The 508-nt window shown below is 67.3% G+C and carries 1 protein-coding gene; it reads right to left on the bottom strand.

Features of this window, described 5'->3' with window-relative positions; translation table 11 throughout:
* The coding region (locus M3I54_RS45700; protein WP_254346789.1) for an ImcF-related family protein at positions 1 to 508 on the bottom strand (508 nt) is incomplete at both ends.

Raw genomic sequence — 508 nt, 5'->3', positions numbered from 1 at the left:
TCGCTATCGCCCCCACCGAGCAACCCCTGCGCCTTGCGTACGAGCGTGTCGGTCAGCGCCTGCGAGGGACGGCCCGCCTCGCCCTGGTACTGCACCGACTTCATGACCGCGAGCAGCGGCGAGGTCTGCGCATCGGTCAGACGCGTGAGCTGGTCGATCACCCCCGAGAAGCTGGTCGCCGCGAGCCACTGGAAGCTGTTGAGCATGGTCGCCCAGGCTTCCGTGTAGTCCGTGAAATACCGGTCGCGCAGGCGCTTTCTCAGCTCGTCGGCGCTCCTCCTTGCTTCGACTGCAGCCTGCGTCGCGTCAACCGCACCCTCCACGGCGGTCGCGCTGATCCGGGCGGTCGGCTGGTCGCCAGTCAGCACCCAGTCACCCTCGACATGCTGCCCTTTCACCGCATCGTCGATGGTTTTCTCGACGACGCCCTCCCACGCTGCGCGCGTGAAGATGCCCGGCACCGTCTGTGTGGTCGTGAAGAGACCGTGCGCGTCAGCGCCGACGAGCA

The organism is Paraburkholderia sp. CNPSo 3274, from assembly GCF_024206475.1.
In the GTDB taxonomy this organism is placed as follows: domain Bacteria; phylum Pseudomonadota; class Gammaproteobacteria; order Burkholderiales; family Burkholderiaceae; genus Paraburkholderia.
The sequence above is the reverse complement of the archived record's forward strand: the minus strand, read 5'-3'. Positions and strand labels throughout refer to the sequence as shown.